The 16,556-nt window shown below is 60.0% G+C and carries 16 protein-coding genes and 1 other RNA gene; 12 read left to right on the forward strand and 5 right to left on the reverse strand.

The features are described from left to right. Positions 1-48: 48 nt before the first annotated feature. Positions 49-771 carry a TetR/AcrR family transcriptional regulator C-terminal domain-containing protein gene (locus ACTJJ7_RS17090; RefSeq protein ID WP_440968257.1) on the reverse strand — a complete coding sequence of 241 codons (723 nt, stop codon included), beginning with the start codon at positions 769-771 and terminating at the stop codon, positions 49-51. Positions 772-983: 212 nt separating this feature from the next. On the opposite strand from ACTJJ7_RS17090, the gene ACTJJ7_RS17095 reads away from it, so the two are divergent. Further along, positions 984-2,192, forward strand: coding sequence for a multidrug effflux MFS transporter (locus ACTJJ7_RS17095; protein WP_105733070.1), 1,209 nt, complete (start codon positions 984-986; stop codon positions 2,190-2,192). Between the two features lie 59 nt (positions 2,193-2,251). Here ACTJJ7_RS17095 and ACTJJ7_RS17100 read toward each other — a convergent pair whose 3' ends face one another. Both ACTJJ7_RS17100 and ssrA read right to left on the reverse strand, forming a co-directional pair. Further along, on the reverse strand, positions 2,252-2,800 hold the full coding sequence (locus tag ACTJJ7_RS17100) for an AAA family ATPase (protein WP_440968258.1): 549 nt from the start codon (positions 2,798-2,800) through the stop codon (positions 2,252-2,254). Positions 2,801-2,914: 114 nt separating this feature from the next. Beyond that, positions 2,915-3,272: a transfer-messenger RNA gene (gene ssrA / locus ACTJJ7_RS17105) on the reverse strand. 145 nt (positions 3,273-3,417) lie between these two features. On the opposite strand from ssrA, the gene ACTJJ7_RS17110 reads away from it, so the two are divergent. From ACTJJ7_RS17110 to ACTJJ7_RS17140, 7 genes are all read left to right on the forward strand, one after another. Further along, on the forward strand, positions 3,418-3,729 hold the full coding sequence (locus ACTJJ7_RS17110) for a DUF2853 family protein (RefSeq protein WP_105732229.1): 312 nt from the start codon (positions 3,418-3,420) through the stop codon (positions 3,727-3,729). 115 nt (positions 3,730-3,844) lie between these two features. Next, a complete protein-coding gene (locus ACTJJ7_RS17115; RefSeq protein ID WP_440968259.1) occupies positions 3,845-4,639 on the forward strand; it encodes a thymidylate synthase in 795 nt (264 codons plus the stop codon). A 70-nt stretch (positions 4,640-4,709) separates the two neighbouring features. Then, the gene (locus tag ACTJJ7_RS17120) at positions 4,710-5,219 is read left to right on the forward strand and encodes a dihydrofolate reductase (protein ID WP_165403423.1); all 510 of its coding nucleotides are present in this window, start codon (positions 4,710-4,712) and stop codon (positions 5,217-5,219) included. A 194-nt stretch (positions 5,220-5,413) separates the two neighbouring features. Further along, a complete protein-coding gene (hflK, locus tag ACTJJ7_RS17125; protein WP_105732232.1) occupies positions 5,414-6,520 on the forward strand; it encodes an FtsH protease activity modulator HflK in 1,107 nt (368 codons plus the stop codon). Further along, complete coding sequence (gene hflC / locus ACTJJ7_RS17130; protein WP_105732233.1) at positions 6,520-7,446, forward strand: protease modulator HflC; 927 nt, start codon at positions 6,520-6,522, stop codon at positions 7,444-7,446. Before hflK ends, hflC begins: the two co-directional genes overlap by 1 nt. A gap of 12 nt (positions 7,447-7,458) precedes the next feature. Beyond that, positions 7,459-7,644: a DUF2065 domain-containing protein gene (locus ACTJJ7_RS17135; protein ID WP_105732234.1), complete on the forward strand. Its 186-nt coding sequence runs from the start codon at positions 7,459-7,461 to the stop codon at positions 7,642-7,644. Between the two features lie 133 nt (positions 7,645-7,777). Further along, entirely contained in the window at positions 7,778-9,325 is a 1,548-nt protein-coding gene (locus ACTJJ7_RS17140; RefSeq protein WP_440968260.1) for a DegQ family serine endoprotease, read from the forward strand. A gap of 58 nt (positions 9,326-9,383) precedes the next feature. On the opposite strand, the gene serB is transcribed toward ACTJJ7_RS17140, so the two are convergent. Further along, positions 9,384-10,271 (reverse strand): phosphoserine phosphatase SerB, encoded by an 888-nt coding sequence (serB, locus tag ACTJJ7_RS17145; RefSeq protein WP_105732236.1) that lies wholly within the window; start codon positions 10,269-10,271, stop codon positions 9,384-9,386. A gap of 20 nt (positions 10,272-10,291) precedes the next feature. Between serB and miaA the strand changes: the two genes are divergently transcribed. Continuing rightward, the gene (gene miaA, locus ACTJJ7_RS17150) at positions 10,292-11,188 is read left to right on the forward strand and encodes a tRNA (adenosine(37)-N6)-dimethylallyltransferase MiaA (RefSeq protein ID WP_440968287.1); all 897 of its coding nucleotides are present in this window, start codon (positions 10,292-10,294) and stop codon (positions 11,186-11,188) included. Here the strand turns inward: miaA and ACTJJ7_RS17155 are convergent. Next, positions 11,185-13,023 carry an ATP-binding protein gene (locus ACTJJ7_RS17155; protein WP_440968261.1) on the reverse strand — a complete coding sequence of 613 codons (1,839 nt, stop codon included), beginning with the start codon at positions 13,021-13,023 and terminating at the stop codon, positions 11,185-11,187. The two genes, miaA and ACTJJ7_RS17155, sit on opposite strands and share 4 nt — an antisense overlap. Positions 13,024-13,427: 404 nt before the next feature. On the opposite strand from ACTJJ7_RS17155, the gene ACTJJ7_RS17160 reads away from it, so the two are divergent. From ACTJJ7_RS17160 to ACTJJ7_RS17170, 3 genes are all read left to right on the forward strand, one after another. Further along, on the forward strand, positions 13,428-15,233 hold the full coding sequence (locus ACTJJ7_RS17160) for an acetolactate synthase 3 large subunit (RefSeq protein WP_440968262.1): 1,806 nt from the start codon (positions 13,428-13,430) through the stop codon (positions 15,231-15,233). A 23-nt stretch (positions 15,234-15,256) separates the two neighbouring features. Beyond that, entirely contained in the window at positions 15,257-15,829 is a 573-nt protein-coding gene (ilvN, locus tag ACTJJ7_RS17165; protein WP_105732240.1) for an acetolactate synthase small subunit, read from the forward strand. 112 nt (positions 15,830-15,941) lie between these two features. Beyond that, entirely contained in the window at positions 15,942-16,535 is a 594-nt protein-coding gene (locus ACTJJ7_RS17170) for a LysE family translocator (protein ID WP_130270050.1), read from the forward strand. Positions 16,536-16,556: the final 21 nt, after the last annotated feature.

Consider the following 16,556-nt stretch of genomic DNA (forward strand, 5'->3'; position numbering starts at 1 on the left):
GGCGCATGGATAAAGGAATTGCGACTGGTTGTAAGCTCCATGCTTAAATTAAGCTTGCCCTGTCCGCCGGGGATCGCTGTCCGCACGCATTGGCAGGCGGGTTGCCGGATTGGCTGCGGGAGCGCAATAGGCCCTCAGGAAGGTATGCACGGCGTTGCGTGCGGCATTGTCGAGCTGTTCCGCGGTCGGCGATTCGCCGAAGAGCATCAGCATCTGCAGATCCGCATTGACCAGGGCCAGGAACTGCCGCGCCGCCAGGTCGAAATCGTCCATCTGCAGGGCGCCGCCATGGGAGAGGCGGGCAAAGAGCGCAGCGAGGGCGGTTCCGATCCTGCCGGGGCCATGTTTGCGCCAGCCCTCGAACAGCTGCGGATAGCGCTCGCCCTCGGACTGAACCAGTTTGCGCAGGATTTTTCCGTCCTGATTGCACAGGCAGTTCTTGGTGAGCCGCACCGCAAAAGCGGTCAGATCGTCTTCCAGATTGCCCGGCGTGCCGGGAAATGTCGCCAATATCGAGAAGAGGCTGGCATTGGTGCGGTTCATCACATCTTCGACCACGGCGGTGAAGAGTGTTTCCTTTTCCCGGTAGTGATTGTATATAGTCTGACGCGAAACGCATGCTTCCACAGCGATTTCGTCAATACTCGCTCCGGCAAAGCCTTCCCGGCAAAATACCTCGGCCGCTGCATCCAATATCGATAGCCGTTTTGAACATTGACCGCGCTGGGTATGACCGGTCGCCTTGTGCGCTGCTTCTTTTGGATTTGTCATGAACCAAAGATAATGCGCATTGACGTTTTAGACAATAGTGTCTAATTTGACAGTTGTGTCTAAAAACATTGACACACTGTTTTGTGGTGGAGAGAGCGTCCTCCCAAGCCGCGCCGCTCCATCGCAGGTGAAAAATTCTGAACCTCTCCTGAGAGCAATGCGGCGCAGAAGCCGATGAGCTTCGCGCTGCCGTTTTCTGAAAGATGAACACCATGACGACCTCTTTCTTTCGTACGGCCCTCATTCTTGGTCTCCTGTCGGCCATCGGACCATTTGCGATCGACATGTATCTCCCGGCGCTGCCATCCATCGGCAAGGATCTCAGCGCTGAAAACAATGTCGTGCAGATGAGCCTTCTGGCCTTCTTCATTTCGTTTGCGATCTTCCAGCTGATCTACGGACCGCTTTCCGACATGTGGGGCCGCAAGGCGCCGCTCTATATGGGCATCGGCCTGTTTGCCCTGGCCAGCGTCGGCTGCGCGCTGTCCAATGACATCGAAACGCTGATCGCCTTCCGCTTCCTGCAGGGCATCGGCGGTGCCGCAGGCATGGTCATTCCGCGTGCCATCGTTCGTGATATGCACACGGGCGTCCAGGCTGCGCGGCTGATGTCGCTGCTGATGCTGGTCTTCAGCATTTCGCCGATCCTTGCGCCGCTCACCGGCAGTGCCGTCATCAGCTTCTACGGCTGGCGCGGCGTGTTCTGGGCGGTGACGATTGCCGCCTTCATCGGCCTGATCCTGCTGTCGACGCAGCTGAAGGAAACCCGGCCCAAGGCCGCGCGCGTGGAAAGCAGCCTTGGCAGTGCCATGGCGGCCTACCGCCTGCTGCTGAGCGACCGCAATTTTCTGACGCTGACTTTTATCGGCGGGCTGGGCATTTCGAGCTTCCTCGTTTACCTCGCCAACTCGCCCTTCGTGCTGATCGACCATTACGGCCTGACGCCGACACAGTACAGCATCGCTTTCTCGATCAATGCGGTGTCGTTTTTCACGGTATCGCAGCTGACTGGCTGGCTCGGCGACCGTTTCGGCCTGGTGCGGGTGATGCGCATGGCGCTGACGGCCTTCTCGTTCACCATGGCGGCCATGGTTGTCGTCATGGCACTGGGCTTCAACCAGCTGCCGGTCTTGGCGACATTCCTGTTCATCGGCTATGGCTTCCTCGGTCTGGTTATTCCGACGACCGCGGTGCTTGCCCTTGAAGACCATGGCGAGATTGCCGGTACGGCGTCCGCCCTGATGGGAACGTTGCACTTCGTGACGGCAGCCGTTGCGATGGTAATCGCCGGTCTGTTCTTTGACGGTACGGCATTGCCGATGGCGGCGGGTATCGGTCTGTGCGCCGTGGCGGCATTCATTCTCACGCAGGTGACCATCGCGCGCCGCCGCGTTGCCGAAGCGGAAGCCGCCGCGGAGTAAGCGGCCCGCTCAATCCATCAGGCGAAGGCCCGGAACCGCAGTTCCGGGCCTTCTGCATTTCAGGCGCCGAGATTCGCGAGAATGAAATCGGTGCGTTGCGCCACCGTGCCCCTTGGAACTTCGGTGAGCGCATAGCCTGCCTGCGCATAGGCTTTGGCAAGGGCGTCACAGGTTTGTCCGGCTTCTTCCAGTGTCTGTTTGCGCTGCGCATCCTGTGCAAAAATCTCCGGCCAGGGCGGCAGGATGAACACGGTGCGATGATAGCGGTACAGTTCTGCCGCCCGCTTCGCGTGTTCGGGGACGGGAAGCCCGACAAGATCGAGATAGCCGAGGACATCGGGTACGCCGCGGTCGAAGAAGACCGTGCCTTCCTGCTCCGCAGCGGCGCCGTAGGAGCGCAATTCCCACGACAGCATCAACTCGGCAAACAACCCCCGGTCGCGCCAGGGCAGGGCGGGACCCTCAATCGCCTGATAATTCTGGATGATCGCGCGGCCGGCCTCCGGCGCGGTGGCATAACCGCGCTGCTTGAGTGCTGCGATGAGCGTGGTTTTGCCGGCACCCGGTCCGCCGGTCAGAATCACGTAGCGGTCATTGTTTTCATGCATGAAGGGAACTCCTGATGACGCGGTGCGGCCCTCCGCACGGCGCAGCGGTTGAGGAAACGCGTGCGCAAAGCCTGGAGAAGGCTTGCGGCGTGGCGGATTTTCAAAAAGGGGAAAAGTGGAGGTTTCTGTTGCCAGGTACCTCCGAACCCCGCCTAGAAGTGCGAACCCCTAGGACTTAATTTGAAGCGATCACACCGCAATTAAGCAGCGAGACGTGCTTCCGCATAGTTGTCGTTTGCAACTACTGAGTTAGCCCGATAACGGTGGTACTATGCCGGGCAAAAGAGCGATTTTTACACCCTTGTCGATCCTATTTCGCCCCCGCCACAATGCAGTCCTGCAACTGCACTCTGGTGGAGGCGCCGGGTACCGCCCCCGGGTCCAATAGGCTTATTGTATCGTCCGTTTATCACCATAGCTGGCCGAAACCAGCAAGACCTATATAAGTGGTGTCGCGACGAAATGAAAGAGCGGCATTGACAGGTTCCTGCAGCTGAGGAATGTTTCCTGTGTCTAATGAGTCATCGCCTTATGCAGCTGCCGGTTGTGCGATGTCTTTTGTGTCAGGGAGGGTCTCGGTGCCTGAGCATCGAGCCTTACAATCAGGGGATTTTTCCATGAGTGACTATCTAGCAGATGTACGTCATTACGATGCGGGTGCGGACGAGGCGATTGTCGCCAAAATCGTCAAACATCTCGGAATTGCCCTGCGCAACAGGGATTCTTCGCTGGTTTCCTGCTCGGATCCGGAAGAATTGGCCCGCGTTCGTACCAGTTGGGTTGGCAAGAAGCTCGGCGTCACCGATGCCGCCAAGGCGGATGCAGCCATTCACGCCGTCTGCGAAAAGATGAAAGATCACCGTTCCAAGGGCCGGGTTACCTTCTATTATCTGACGGCAAAAGAACTCGGACTGCTCGGCAGCCTCTGAGCGTTTTATGCGTTGAGCACAATCCCCGGTGATTCGCCGGGGATTTTGCCATCTGTGCTTGTGGATCACACAGAAGTTTTACTGCTTCGTGAAACGAATCTGCTAAAGAGAAGCCATGCGCGCTTATCTTGATCTTCTTCAGCATGTGCTTGATACCGGCGTCGACCGCGGCGACCGTACCGGGACAGGCACACGTTCCGTTTTCGGCTATCAGATGCGATTCGATCTGTCGGCGGGTTTTCCTATCCTGACGACCAAGAAACTGCATCTCAAATCCATCATCCACGAGCTTCTGTGGTTCCTGAAGGGCGAAACCAACATCGCCTATCTGAAGGAAAACGGCGTGACGATCTGGGATGAATGGGCCGACGAAAACGGCGATCTCGGGCCGGTCTATGGCTATCAGTGGCGCTCCTGGCCTGCGCCCGACGGCCGGCATATCGACCAGATCGCGAATCTTGTCAGTGCGATAAAGCAAAATCCTTACTCGCGGCGTCTGATCGTTTCCGCATGGAATCCGGCGCTCGTCGATGAAATGGCGCTGCCGCCCTGTCACTGCCTGTTCCAGTTCTATGTGGCCGACGGAAAACTTTCCTGCCAGCTCTACCAGCGCTCCGCCGATATTTTTCTCGGCGTACCTTTCAATATCGCGTCCTATGCGCTGCTGACCCTCATGGTGGCGCAGGTCACCGGGCTGCAGCCGGGTGATTTTGTCCATACGCTGGGCGATGCGCATCTCTATGCCAACCATTTCGAGCAGGCGCGGCTGCAATTGAGCCGCACACCGGGTCCTTTGCCGGTCATGCGCCTTAATCCCGACGTGAAAGACCTCTTTGCTTTCACATTCGATGATTTCAATCTTGAGAACTACGTGGCCGGCGCGAGCATCAAGGCGCCGATCGCCGTCTAGGATCGGGAGCCGTTGGTCTGGTCTGATTGCTCGTGGCTTGTGGTTTACGCTGTCTGCTTTCCCGGAAGGAATGGGTCCAATGATCAGTTTTGTTGTTGCCGTCGCACAGAACGGGGTTATCGGCCGTGACAACGGCCTGCCGTGGCGCCTGTCTTCCGACCTCAAGCGGTTCAAGGCCGTCACCATGGGCAAGCCCATCATCATGGGACGCAAGACCTGGGATACGCTCGGCAAGCCGCTGCCGGGACGCACCAATATCGTCATCACCCGCGATCCCGCCTTTGCCGTCGATGGCGTCATTGCCGTGCGGTCGGTGGATGAGGCGCTGATGATTGCCGGCAGCCATGCGGCGGCGGACAAGGTGGATGAAATCTGCATTATTGGCGGCGGCGAGATTTACCGCCAGCTTCTGGACCGGGCGGACCGGCTCCATGTCACCTGGGTTCTGGCCAATATCGAGGGCGATGCGTCTTTTCCGCCCATCGATCCGAAGAACTGGAACGAAGTGTTCCAGGAGGAATTCCCGGCGGGTGAAAAAGACAATTATCCGACCCGATACACGATTTACGAGCGGCGCTAGAAATTGCCTGTCATCCGGCAATCGATATGAAAATTTCGTGATAAGCGGGCATAATCGTTCGACTTTTTACCAAATTCGCATGAAAAACCGCGCTGCGCGTTGAAAGCGCGCCTTGCGATCCCTATAAACGGGATATCGGGTCAGCGGGACGTTGCCATGGGGTGGCGAATCTCGTTCCAAAACATGAGGTAGGAATGCCCTGGAGTAATCAGAACGGTGGCGGCGGCCCTTGGGGTGGCGGCGGTAACAACAATGGCGGCGGCGGTGGTCCATGGGGCCAGAAGCCGCAAGGCGGAGGGCCCGGCGGCAATCCGCCCGACCTTGAAGACATCATCCGCCGCGGCCAGGACCGTCTGCGCCAGGCTTTGCCCGGCGGCACCGGCAGCAGCTCGACCATCTTCGGATTGGCGGCGCTAGCGCTGGTTGCCTTCTGGCTGTTCCAGTCGATCTATACGGTCCAGCCGGACGAACGCGCTGTCGAGCTGCGCTTCGGCAAGCCGAAGGCGGATATTTCCGAGCCGGGCCTGCATTTCCATCTCTGGCCCATCGAGACCTATGAAAAGGTCCAGATCGTCGAGAAGCAGAAGAACATCGGCGGGCAGGGCGTATCGGGTGCCAAGGAAGGCCTGATGCTGACCGGCGACCAGAACATCGTCAACGTTCAGTTCTCCATTCTTTACCGCGTCTCCGACCCGGTTGCTTATCTCTTCCACGTGCAGAGCCCGGAAAACATGGTCCAGCAGGTTTCCGAGAGCGCCATGCGTGAAATCGTTGGCCGCAGCCCGGCGCAGGATATTTTCCGCGACAATCGTGCTGGTATCGCCAATGACGTGCGCGGCATCATTCAGAAGACACTGGATGACTACGGCGCCGGCGTTCAGGTCAATGCCGTCTCCATCGAGGATGCGTCGCCGCCGCGCGAAGTGGCCGATGCTTTCGATGAAGTGCAGCGTGCGGAGCAGGACGAAGACCGCTTCGTCGAAGAGTCGAACCAGTATTCCAACCAGAAACTCGGTCAGGCCCGCGGTGAAGGCGCGCAGATTCGCGAAGATGCGGCCGCCTACAAGAACCGCATCGTGCAGGAAGCACAGGGTGAGGCCCAGCGTTTCACATCGGTCTATGACCAGTATGTGAAGGCGCCGGAAGTGACCCGCAAGCGTCTTTTCCTCGAAACGATGGAACGTGTGCTGAAGGACTCGAACAAGGTGATTGTCGACCAGAAGAACGGTCAGGGGGTCGTGCCCTATCTGCCCCTGTCTGAGATCACAAAACAGCAGCGCCCGACTGAGGGGACAAAGTAATGAGCCAGAACCGTCTCCCTCTGATTGCGGGTCTCATCGCATTCGTCGCCCTTTTGGTTTATTCCTCGGTTTTCGTCGTCAACGAACGCCAGCAGGCCATTGTCCTGCGCTTTGGCCAGATCGTCGATGTGAAGACCCAGCCCGGCATTTATTTCAAGCTGCCGTTCGGCTTTCTTGAAGCCGACAACGTCCAGATGATCGAAGATCGCCTGCTGAGCTTTGAACTCGACAATATCCGTGTTCAGGTTTCGGGCGGTAAATTCTACGAAGTGGATGCCTTCCTGGTCTACCGGATCACCGATCCGCGCAAGTTCCGCCAGACGGTGTCGGGCGACGTGGAATTTGCACAGGCCCGTTTGCGCACGCGTCTCGATGCATCCTTGCGTAGCGTTTACGGTCTGCGTGGATTTGAAGCCGCCCTATCCGACGAGCGCGCCGGCATGATGCGTGAAGTGCGCGAACAGCTGCGCCCGGACGCGGAATCGCTGGGTCTCGAAATTGCGGACGTGCGCGTTCGCCGGACCGACCTGACCCAGGAAGTGTCGCAGCAGACCTTTGAGCGCATGAAGGCCGAGCGTCTTGCCCAGGCTGAATTCCTGCGCGCCCGCGGCCGTGAAGCTGCCCAGCGCATCAAGGCGATCGCCGATCGCCAGGTGGTCGAGATCATTGCGGAAGCCCGCAAGGAATCGGAAATCGCCCGCGGTGAGGGCGAAGGCGAGCGCAGCCGGATTTTTGCCGATGCCTTCTCCAAGGATCCGGATTTCTTCGCGTTCTACCGGTCCATGGCGGCCTATGGCACGGCCCTCGACAATGCCGGAACAACGATGGTGCTTTCGCCCAATTCCGAGTTCTTCCGGTATTTCCAGGATGCCAATGGCGGTGCCGCTCCGGCGGCGCCGGCCGCCGCAAAACCTGCCCCGCAATAGGGGCAGGCCGGGATGATCGACTTTCTGGATGCCGTAGGGCTGTTCCTCGTCTTCGAGGGGCTGCTCTACGGCTGTTTCCCGCTGATCGCCAAACGCGTCGCGCGGGATGTCAGCGGACAGCCGGATGGCTTCCTGCGCATGGCCGGTGTCGCATCGGTTGCAATCGGCGTGGGTGTCGTCTGGCTCGCCCGGGGGTAATGGCGGGCCCCGCCATTACCAAACTTGATCAGACGTGCAGCCGATGGCCATATTTTCGTCTACTCTCGCGGCTCTGTTGTAATTCAATGCCATTTATTTTTTAATCCGAGTACACTGACAAAGGCCCGAACGCATGGTTTTCACCCCTCGTCGCCCGATTTTCCGTTCTGCTACCGCGGCAATCGCGCTGATTGCCCTGTCCGCCACGAGCGTGACACCGGCCTTTGTAACCGTCGCAGCGGCGCAATCGGCACAGCCAGCCCAATCGGCACAGCCGCGCGCGCAGGGCCCGGCCTCCGTCGCTGATCTCGCCGAGGGCCTGCTGGATGCGGTGGTCAATATTTCGACCTCGCAGACAGTCAAGGGACAGGACGGCGATTCCGGTCCTGTTCCCATGCCGAAAGTCCCCGAGGGATCGCCGTTCCAGGAGTTTTTTGACGAATATTTCGGCAAGCAGGAACCGGGCAAGAACAATCCGTCCCGCAAGGTCCAATCGCTCGGTTCCGGCTTTGTCATCGATGCCGAGCAGGGCATTGTCGTGACCAACAATCACGTGATCGCCGATGCCGACGATATCGAGGTGAATTTCACCGACGGATCGAAGCTGAAGGCGGAGCTGGTCGGCAAGGACACCAAGACCGATCTGGCGGTTCTGAAAGTCGATCCGAAGAAGCACAAGCTGGTCGCTGTCAAGTTCGGTGATTCCTCGAAAGCCCGTATCGGCGACTGGGTCATGGCCATCGGCAATCCCTTCGGTCTGGGCGGCACGGTAACGGTCGGCATCGTTTCGGCCCGCAACCGCGACATCAATTCCGGCCCCTATGACAATTTCATCCAGACGGATGCGGCGATCAACCGGGGTAATTCCGGTGGCCCGCTGTTCGACATGTACGGGCAGGTCATCGGCATCAACACGGCGATCATTTCGCCGACCGGCGGATCGATCGGCATCGGCTTTGCCATTCCGGCGGAACTGGCGGCGGGCGTCATCCAGCAACTGCGCGACCACGGCGAAGTGCAGCGCGGCTGGCTTGGCGTGCGCATCCAGCCGGTTACCGACGATATCGCCGAAAGTCTGGGGATGACGTCGAGCAAGGGCGCGCTGGTCGCCGGCATCATTGACGGCGGTCCCGTGGCCAATGGGGCGATCCTTGCCGGCGATGTCATCACCAAGTTCGACGGCAAGCCGGTGAACAATGTGAAGGACCTGCCGCGCGCTGTGGCGGAAAGCCCTGTCGGCAAGGAAGTCGACGTCGTCGTGATCCGCAAGGGCAAGGAACAGACGGTCAAGATCACACTCGGCCGACTGGAAGATACGGCCGACGCCAAGACCAAGGAGAAATCCCAGTCGCAGACCGATCAGGACGAAGACAGTGCCCAGGACGTGGATGTTCTCGGCATGACGCTTGGCGTGCTCGATGATGACACCAGGAAGGAATTCGGCATCGCCAAGGAAGTCGAAGGCGTGCTGATCACCGAAGTGCAGGCCCAGTCGGTTGCCGCGAACAAGCGCATCGAAGCGGGCGACGTGATCGTCGATATCGCTCAGGAAGCCGTCAAGACGCCGGAAGACGTGGCGGCCCGCATTGAAAAGCTGCGCGACGAAGGCCGCAAGAATGCCCTTTTGATGGTGGCATCCAAAACGGGCGAGCTGCGTTTCGTGACCCTGCAGATGAACTGATTTCCACACCAAACAGCAAAAAGGCGGCCATCGGCCGCCTTTTTCGTTTCCGCCCCTGTCAGATGACGAAGTCGGTTTTGCGATAGCCCTGGATGTAAAGCAGCGCGGTCAGATCGCCATGATCCACCCGGACCTTCGCCTGTGCAGCGACGGACGGCTTGGCGTGCAGCGCCACGCCTGTTCCAGCAAGCTGCAGCATGCCGAGATCATTGGCGCCGTCACCGACGGCAAGGGCCTCTGCCGGGGAAAGATTGAAGCGCTCGCAGATGGAGTTCAGGGCTGCGACCTTGGCCTCGCGGCCGAGAATGGGCTCGGTGACTTCGCCGGTCAGTACCTCGCCATCATCGAGGAGTGTATTGGCGCTATTCTCGTGAAAGCCGATCATGGCGGCGATGCGCTGGGTGAAAACGGTAAACCCGCCTGAAACGAGTGCGGTATAGGCCCCGTGTTTTCGCATGGTGCGGACAAGCTCCGGCCCGCCAGGCATCAGCGTGATGCGGCTGGCAATGACCTTGTCGATGACGGAATAGGGCAGGCCCTTGAGCAGTGCAACCCGTTCGCGCAAGGCGGGCTCGAAGGCAATCTCGCCATTCATGGCGCGGGCGGTGATGGCCGCCACCTTGTCGCGCAGGCCGGCTTCTTCGGCCAGTTCGTCGATGCATTCCTGCTGGATCATGGTGGAATCCATGTCGGCGATCAGGATTTTCTTGCGCCGCGTATCCTGTTCCTGCACGACGATGTCGATGGGCTCGCCATCGACGATCCGCGCCAGTTCCGCATGGGCCTCGACCGGGTCAGAGCCGGTCCGCAGCGCGAGATCGCAGGCAATTCCGTCGGCCAGCCAGTAAAGTCCTGTTGCATTGACTGCCGCTGAGGCTTTAATCCCGAGCGATGCGCTGAGACGGGGTGAAGCCGGATTGGCGATAAGCGTGGCCATCAAGGGCATGAGCATTTCCCGATTGGACGATTGGTGTGACAAGAAGACAGACAATCCTGATAGCCGGACCGACGGCAAGCGGCAAGTCGGCATTGGCGCTGCGCTTTGCCGAAGAGACCGGCGGCTGGATCGTCAATACCGATTCGATGCAGGTCTACGGCGTGCTCGATGTGCTGACCGCGCGGCCCGGCCCGGATGACCTTCGGCAGGCCCCGCATTTCCTTTATGGTCATGTGCCGCCGTCCGAGGCCTATTCGACCGGCCGCTGGTTTGCCGATGTCGAGCATTTTCTGAAAACCGGAGCTGCGGGCGACCGTCCGCTGATCTTCGTCGGCGGCACCGGGCTGTATTTCCGCGCACTGCTCGGCGGCCTTTCGGCCATGCCTGACATTCCCGATGCGGTGCGGGCCTATTGGCGCGCGCAGGATGCGCAGGCCGGGGCGCAGCAGTTGCACGCCATTTTGAGCGAAAAAGACCCGCAGGCGGCAGCCGTGCTGCGCCCGACCGACAGCCAGCGCATCGTGCGGGCGCTGGAAGTGATCGATGCATCGGGGCGCTCGATCATCGATTGGCAGAAGCAGGCCGGTACCCCGCTGATCGATGCGGCCTCGGCCCGCAAGATCGTCATCGATCCGGACCGGGCCTGGCTCGGCGAACGGATTGCGCTGCGGTTTGCAACCATGCTGGAAAAGGGAGCGGTTGAGGAGGTCAAGGCCCTGCTGGCGCTCGGACTGCCATCCGATCTGCCGGCCATGCGTGCCATCGGGGTTGGCGAAATCGCCCGGATGCTGGCAGGCACGATCACCCCCGCTCAGGCAGCGGAGCTGTCGGCCATTGCGACGCGGCAATATGCCAAGCGGCAGATGACCTGGTTCCGCAATCAGCTCGGCGATGACTGGGAGCGGATCGCCTATCCCGGCCCTTAAGTCTTGTCGGTGCGGAAGCTGCGGATGAGGTCGCTGGCGCGAAACCCTTCGGTCTCGGATCGTGCCGGTTTGCGCGGCTCCTCGATGATCGGGACGGACTCCGCTGCACGCCATTGGCTCCGCACCGGCGACGGCAGAGGTGTGGCAGGACGTTGAACCATTGCCGGTTTTTCCGGGGTGTGAAAACCGGCCGAAGCATGGTCCGTTGCGGTGTTGTCGGCCGCATTGAGCTGGCGCATCCGGCCGAGGATCATGTCGAGCGAAACCTGGCTGTCACCGCTGCGCATGGCTTCCTGCTGCTGCGTCATGTGGGCGGCGGGCAGATGTTCCGGCGCAATGGTCTCGAACATCATGCGCATTGGCGTTGGCACGGCTTCGCCGAAGGCGATCGCCTCGCGGTTGGCGATTGACGAGAGGAAGCCGACGGCACTTTGCGATGCGCCGCTGATGGCGCCGCGGATGATTTCCTGGTCGCGTTCATTGCCGAGCCGCATGGCAAAGACCGTGCTGCACTGGGACAGGATCGTCGGGTCCAGCTCGCCCGGACGCTGGGTGATGACGGAGAGATAGACGCCGTATTTGCGGCCTTCCTTGGCAATGCGCGCAATAGCCTGCCGTGTCGGCCAGAAACCGGCGCTGGTATCGGCGGGGATGTAGCGGTGCGCTTCCTCGCAGACGACGAGCGTCTGCACATTGCCGTCGCTGGAAACGGCGAGGTCAAAGGCCATGCGGCAAAGAACCGAGGCGACGGAGTTCACCACTTCCGACGGCAATCCCGCCAGTTGAAAAACGCAGATGGGCCGGTCGTTTTTCGGAACGCGGAAAATGTGGCCAACGGTCTGGCGCATCGTGTCGAGGGTTGCCGGGGCCGAGAACATGAAGCGGTAGCGCGGGTCGGCGACAAGGGCCTGCAGGCGGTAGCGCAGCGCCTTCATGGTCGGCCGGTCCGCCTTGCCGTCGAGCTGGCCGATGCGCTCTTCCAGCAGCTTGATCAGATCCGTCATCCGGTAGGGCGTCGGCGTATCGGCGGTCATGGAGGCGGCATCGCGCTCCCGCTTCAGCAGCGAAGAGGTGGCGGCGGCTTCGACATTGGCAAAGCGCTCTTTCGCCAGCGGAATAAGATCGCGCAGAAGATCGATTTCAGCCGCGATTTGCGGGCGTCCGCGGAAGACGGCTTCGCCGAATTCCTCCAGCTTGAACATCCAGTAGGGCAGGTCGAAGCTGCTGTAGTCGATGGAGATGGCGAGGTCGGGAAAGGCGCTGGCAAATTCGTTGTGCGGGTCAAGAATGAGAATGCGCAGATCGGGGCGCTGCGCAATGATTTTGCGCAAAAGCAGGGTCACGGCGCTGGATTTGCCGACACCGGTGCTGCCCAGAACGGCGAAATGCCGGGAGATCAGGCTGTCGACCGAGATCAGCGCCGGAATATCGGCGTTCTGCGAGAGATGGCCGATGGAAACCGTGTTCTTCAGCGAAGTGGTGTAGATGGTGGCGAGATCGGCGGCGCGGATGCGATGGGCGATGGCGCCCATATGCGGATAGGTCGTAATGCCGGAGGAAAAGCGCAATTTGCCGTCGAGCTGCGTGTCGACCTGGCCGACGAGTTCGACATGGATATGGATGCTTTGATCGGCGTCCTGCTGCCATTCGGCATGGGGCAGGTCAACCTTGTAGACGAGGCCGACCACCCGGTTGCCGGCAACCTGGATGGAGATGAGCTGGCCGACGGACCAGTAATCGTCCGAAGCGGTGATCGACGGTCCGGTCTTGGCATGGATGATGGCCTTGTCGCCGTTGCATTCGATGACGTGCCCATCCGTCCGGTTGCGGACCATTGGTCTTTCTTGTGCGGAGGACAGGGCTTCGGCGCTCATGGGTCGTGGTCAATCCTGGGACTTGGCAACGGGATTGAACCTTAAGCGCAAGGCATTGAGAATATCTTAGCGATGCATTTCGCATTTGAAGGATGTTGCGCCAAAGCATTGCTTTGTTTGCGAACATTTCAATTTCCTGAATTTTGCCGTTGACGGATAGAATTTGCTTAATTATCGTCCGCGACCATGAAAACAGTTCTTATCGTCGTGGGACCGCGCATGGGCAGGGTGTTGTAAGCACCCGGCGGAAGCTCCCATGCGCGAAACACAGGCTCCTTCGGGGGCCTTTTTTATTTCCAAACCTTACGCTAAACGAAAACACCTTCTGGAAGGCCGAGAGCCGCAGAATACACGGGAAGAGATCGATGACCGCAGACAAGCAGGATAGTGACAACCACACATCGCAACGACGGGAGATGACCGGTGCCGAAATGGTCATTCAGGCACTCATCGATCAGGGCGTGACGGATATTTTCGGCTATCCGGGTGGTGCGGTCCTTCCCATTTATGACGAGCTGCATCAGCAGGACAAGATCAATCACGTGCTGGTCCGCCATGAGCAGGGTGCTGGTCATGCGGCCGAGGGCTATGCCCGTTCCACCGGCAAGGTTGGCGTCATGCTGGTCACATCCGGCCCCGGTGCGACCAATGCGGTGACGCCGCTGCAGGATGCATTGATGGACTCGATCCCGCTGGTCTGCATCAGCGGCCAGGTTCCGACCACGCTCATCGGTTCGGACGCGTTCCAGGAATGCGATACGATCGGCATCACGCGTCCCTGCACCAAGCACAACTGGCTGGTGAAGGATGTCAACGATCTCGCGCGCGTCCTGCACGAAGCCTTCCACGTGGCGCGCACCGGCCGCCCAGGCCCGGTTCTCGTTGACGTGCCGAAGGACGTGCAGTTCGCCACCGGCTTCTATACGCCACCGGAAACCGCGCCGCGCACCAGCTACCGGCCCAAGGTCGACGGCGATATCGAGGCGATCAAGCAGGCCGTTGCCCTGATGGCGACCGCCAAGCGCCCGGTCATCTATTCCGGCGGCGGTGTCATCAACTCCGGTCCGCAGGCCAGCCATCTGCTGCGCGAACTGGTGGAACTGACCAATTTCCCGATTACCTCCACCCTGATGGGCCTCGGCGCCTATCCGGCATCGGGCAAGAACTGGCTCGGTATGCTGGGCATGCACGGCACCTATGAGGCCAACATGACGATGCATGATTGCGACGTCATGGTCTGCATCGGCGCGCGCTTCGATGACCGCATCACCGGGCGCCTCAATGGTTTCTCGCCCAATTCGAAGAAAATCCATATCGATATCGACCCGTCTTCGATCAACAAGGCAGTTCGCGTCGATGTTCCCGTCATCGGTGACGTCGCCCGTGTCCTTGAAGATATGGTGCGGCTGTGGCGCGCATCGTCCGAAAAGCCCGAGAAGAAGGCGATGGGCGAATGGTGGGCGCAGATCGACAAATGGCGTTCGCGCAAATCCTTGTCCTACACGCGCAACAAGGACGTGATCATGCCGCAATATGCCCTGGAGCGGCTGTATGAACTGACCAAGGACCGTGACACCTTCATCACCACGGAAGTCGGCCAGCACCAGATGTGGGCGGCGCAGTTCTATGGTTTTGAAAAGCCGAACCGCTGGATGACCTCCGGCGGCCTCGGCACCATGGGTTACGGCCTGCCGGCGGCATTGGGCGTGCAGATTGCCCATCCCAATTCGCTGGTCATCGACATTGCCGGCGATGCTTCGGTGCAGATGACGATGCAGGAGATGAGCGCGGCGGTGCAGTATGAAGCGCCGATCAAGATCTTCATCCTCAACAACCAGTATATGGGTATGGTGCGCCAGTGGCAGCAATTGCTGCATGGCAACCGCCTGTCGCACTCCTATACGGAAGCCTTGCCCGATTTCGTCAAGCTGGCGGAAGCCTATGGCGGCCACGGCATCCGCTGCGAGAAGCCCGACCAGCTGGATGATGCCATCCAGGAAATGATCGACGTGAAGAAACCGGTTCTGTTCGATTGCCGCGTGGCCAATCTGGCAAACTGCTTCCCGATGATTCCGTCGGGGAAGGCGCATAATGAAATGCTCCTGCCCGACGAAGCGACGGATGAAGCCGTTGCCAATGCCATCGATGCCAAGGGACGGCAGCTCGTTTAAGAAACCGGAGAGGAAACACTGTAATGAACGCTCAAAATCTAGCCTCCGGCTCGGCATATTTCATTGCCAAGGAGACGGAGCTACCGATCACCACGGTGCTATCGGTTCTCGTTGACAACGAACCCGGCGTCCTAGCCCGGGTGATCGGCCTGTTTTCCGGCCGCGGCTACAACATTGAAAGCCTGACCGTCTCGGAAACCGAGCATGAGCAGCATCTGTCGCGCATCACCATCGTGACGCGCGGCACGCCGCATGTGCTCGACCAGATCCGCCACCAGCTCGAACGCATCGTGCCGGTGCACCGGGTGGTCGACCTTTCCGTGCGTGCTGACGAGCTTGGCAACGAAAAGCCGATCCAGCGCGAGCTGGCGCTGGTCAAGGTGGCGGGGCTCGGCGAGAACCGCAACGAGGCGCTGCGTCTGGCCGATGCCTTCCACGCCAAGGTGGCGGACGCGACGACGGAACATTTCATCTTCGAAATCACCGGCAAGGGTTCCAAGATTGATCAGTTCATCGCCATCATGAAGCCGCTTGGGCTGGTTGAAATCTGCCGCACTGGCGTTGCCGCGATGAATCGCGGTCCATTGGGCATGTAGGCTTCGGCAGCAGTCGAACCCAGGGATGCGCAATTGTATCCCTGACAAGATTGCGATTGAGCGGCATGGACCCGAAGCTTAAATCTTCCCCACGCATCAGATCCGGTTTGTCATGTCGCTCGAAATCTTTTTCACGCTTCTTGTTTTTGCCTTCGTCACGTCGATCACGCCGGGGCCCAACAATCTGATGCTGCTCGCGTCGGGCGTGAATTTCGGCTTCCGGCGCACCATCCCGCATATGCTGGGTATCGGCAGCGGCTTCTTTTCGCTGCTGATCGGCGTCGGCCTTGGCCTGGGCGCCCTGATCCAGACCATCCCGCTGGTCTACGCGATCCTCAAATTCGCCGGCGGCGCCTATCTGGTCTATCTCGCCTACAAGATCGCGACGTCGCGCTCGCTCGGCACGGTTGATGGCAATGCCCGCCCCATGACGTTCCTGGAGGCCGCCGCCTTCCAGTGGGTCAACCCCAAGGCCTGGGTCATGGCGGTGACGGCGATGGCGACCTATACCGCGCCGCAGGCCTATCTCGTCACGGTGCTGATTGTCGGCATCGCCTTCGCCCTGGTCAATGTGCCCTCGGTGTCGAGCTGGGCGGCTTTCGGCCAGTTCATGCGCGGCTGGCTGTCGGACCCCACGCGGCTGAAATGGTTCAATATCAGCATGGCCGCCTTGCTTGTCGCCAGCCTCTGGCCGATGCTGCGCTGATCTTGCACGAAATGCCGGAGG

Source organism: Phyllobacterium sp. 22229, assembly GCF_052056495.1.
GTDB classification, from domain to species: Bacteria; Pseudomonadota; Alphaproteobacteria; order Rhizobiales; family Rhizobiaceae; genus Phyllobacterium; species Phyllobacterium myrsinacearum.

Coding starts and splice junctions, on each gene's coding strand:
- serB (WP_105732236.1), bottom strand. CDS start 10,271: ATGCCCTTGATGGCCACGCTTATCGCCAATCCGGCTTCACCCCGTCTC.
- ACTJJ7_RS17135 (WP_105732234.1), top strand. CDS start 7,459: ATGATCGACTTTCTGGATGCCGTAGGGCTGTTCCTCGTCTTCGAGGGG.
- ACTJJ7_RS17090 (WP_440968257.1), bottom strand. CDS start 771: ATGACAAATCCAAAAGAAGCAGCGCACAAGGCGACCGGTCATACCCAG.
- ACTJJ7_RS17110 (WP_105732229.1), top strand. CDS start 3,418: ATGAGTGACTATCTAGCAGATGTACGTCATTACGATGCGGGTGCGGAC.
- ACTJJ7_RS17160 (WP_440968262.1), top strand. CDS start 13,428: ATGACCGCAGACAAGCAGGATAGTGACAACCACACATCGCAACGACGG.
- ACTJJ7_RS17115 (WP_440968259.1), top strand. CDS start 3,845: ATGCGCGCTTATCTTGATCTTCTTCAGCATGTGCTTGATACCGGCGTC.
- ACTJJ7_RS17140 (WP_440968260.1), top strand. CDS start 7,778: ATGGTTTTCACCCCTCGTCGCCCGATTTTCCGTTCTGCTACCGCGGCA.
- ACTJJ7_RS17095 (WP_105733070.1), top strand. CDS start 984: ATGACGACCTCTTTCTTTCGTACGGCCCTCATTCTTGGTCTCCTGTCG.
- hflC (WP_105732233.1), top strand. CDS start 6,520: ATGAGCCAGAACCGTCTCCCTCTGATTGCGGGTCTCATCGCATTCGTC.
- ACTJJ7_RS17100 (WP_440968258.1), bottom strand. CDS start 2,800: ATGCATGAAAACAATGACCGCTACGTGATTCTGACCGGCGGACCGGGT.
- ACTJJ7_RS17155 (WP_440968261.1), bottom strand. CDS start 13,023: ATGGTCCGCAACCGGACGGATGGGCACGTCATCGAATGCAACGGCGAC.
- ACTJJ7_RS17170 (WP_130270050.1), top strand. CDS start 15,942: ATGTCGCTCGAAATCTTTTTCACGCTTCTTGTTTTTGCCTTCGTCACG.
- ACTJJ7_RS17120 (WP_165403423.1), top strand. CDS start 4,710: ATGGGTCCAATGATCAGTTTTGTTGTTGCCGTCGCACAGAACGGGGTT.
- ilvN (WP_105732240.1), top strand. CDS start 15,257: ATGAACGCTCAAAATCTAGCCTCCGGCTCGGCATATTTCATTGCCAAG.
- hflK (WP_105732232.1), top strand. CDS start 5,414: ATGCCCTGGAGTAATCAGAACGGTGGCGGCGGCCCTTGGGGTGGCGGC.